Source organism: Nitrospira sp. NS4 (genome assembly GCF_049546785.1).
In the GTDB taxonomy this organism is placed as follows: domain Bacteria; phylum Nitrospirota; class Nitrospiria; order Nitrospirales; family Nitrospiraceae; genus Nitrospira_D.
Window position 1 is genome coordinate 1 of the sequence record NZ_JBMWAN010000012.1, and the last position, 1,449, is coordinate 1,449.

Annotated in this window: 2 protein-coding genes; both read left to right on the forward strand. The window is 58.7% G+C overall.

The window, feature by feature from the left end; genetic code table 11:
- Window positions 1-795 (forward strand): cbb3-type cytochrome c oxidase subunit I (locus ACO9S2_RS17635; protein WP_423723735.1); only part of this gene is annotated, 795 nt, incomplete at its 5' end.
- A gap of 33 nt (window positions 796-828) precedes the next feature.
- Window positions 829-1,449, forward strand: a 621-nt coding sequence (locus tag ACO9S2_RS17640) for an AAA family ATPase (protein WP_423723736.1), incomplete at its 3' end; no start/stop codon positions are given.

Consider the following 1,449-nt stretch of genomic DNA (forward strand, 5'->3'; position numbering starts at 1 on the left):
CACCTCTGGGTCGAGGGTGTGTGGGAGCTCGTGATGGCATCCGTGCTCGCCTTCCTGATGATCAAGATGACTGGCGTCGATCGAGAAGTGATTGAGAAATGGCTTTATGCCATCGTCGGCCTCGCGCTGTTCTCCGGCGTGCTCGGTACAGGACACCATTATTACTGGATCGGTGCTCCAGGGTACTGGCAATGGATCGGCAGTATTTTCGGAGCCCTTGAGGTTGCACCGTTTTTTGCCATGGTCATTTTTGCTTTCACCATGGTGTGGAAGGGGCGCCGCGACCACCCCAACAAGGCGGCGATGCTGTGGTCGCTCGGCTGCACCGTAGGTGCTTTCTTCGGAGCCGGTGTGTGGGGCTTCATGCACACACTGTCTTTCGTCAACTACTATAGCCACGGAACTCAGGTCACCGCAGCGCACGGCCATCTCGCCTTCTTCGGCGCCTATGTGATGCTGAACCTGGCGATGATCACATACACCATGCCTTATCTACGCAAGCGGACGCCTTACAACCAGGTGCTTAACATGTGGAGCTTCTGGATCATGACTTCCGGTATGGCCTTCATGACCTTCACGCTGACCTTCGCGGGTGTCGTGCAGGTCCACCTGCAGCGTGTCCTGGGTATGAGCTACATGGAAGTGCAAGATCAGCTCGCGCTGTTCTACTGGATGCGTCTCGGCGCTGGCCTCGTCGTTCTGATTTCGTGCCTGCTCTTCCTCTACTCCATCTTTGGACCGGCAAAGGAAGAGCAGCCGGCCCACATGAGTATGCCGTTGCAGCCGGCAAACTGATGGAACAGGTCACATGCAACGAAGGATGATCGCATGTTGAAAAGCGTCGGCACGGCGGTGAAACAACCGGACCTACCGTTCTATGCGCCGGTTGGCTCGGAATGCGAGATTTTCGAGCACGCCTACCGCAATCGCCTGCCGGTCCTGCTGAAGGGGCCGACAGGTTGCGGCAAGACCCGCTTTGTCGCTCATATGGCGGCACGGCTCGGTCGCCCGCTCTACACCGTTTCGTGTCATGACGATCTGACCGCCGCAGACCTCACCGGTCGCTACCTGCTGAAAGGTGGCGACACGGTGTGGGTGGATGGCCCGCTTACCCGGGCTGTTCGCGAAGGCGCGATTTGCTATCTCGACGAGGTGGTGGAGGCCCGCAAGGACGTGACCGTAGTTTTGCATCCGGTTACCGATGACCGGCGCACGCTACCGCTCGAGCGCACGGGCGAATTGCTGCAAGCGCCGCCGGAGTTCATGTTGGTCGCGTCCTACAATCCCGGATATCAGAACGTACTCAAGACGCTGAAGCCGAGCACACGGCAGCGCTTTCTCGCCATGGAATTCGGTTTCCCAACAATGGATACCGAAGCACGTATCGTTGCTCATGAAAGCGGCCTGCCGCATGAGCGTTGCCTGCCGCTTGTCCGCGTCGCACAGGCC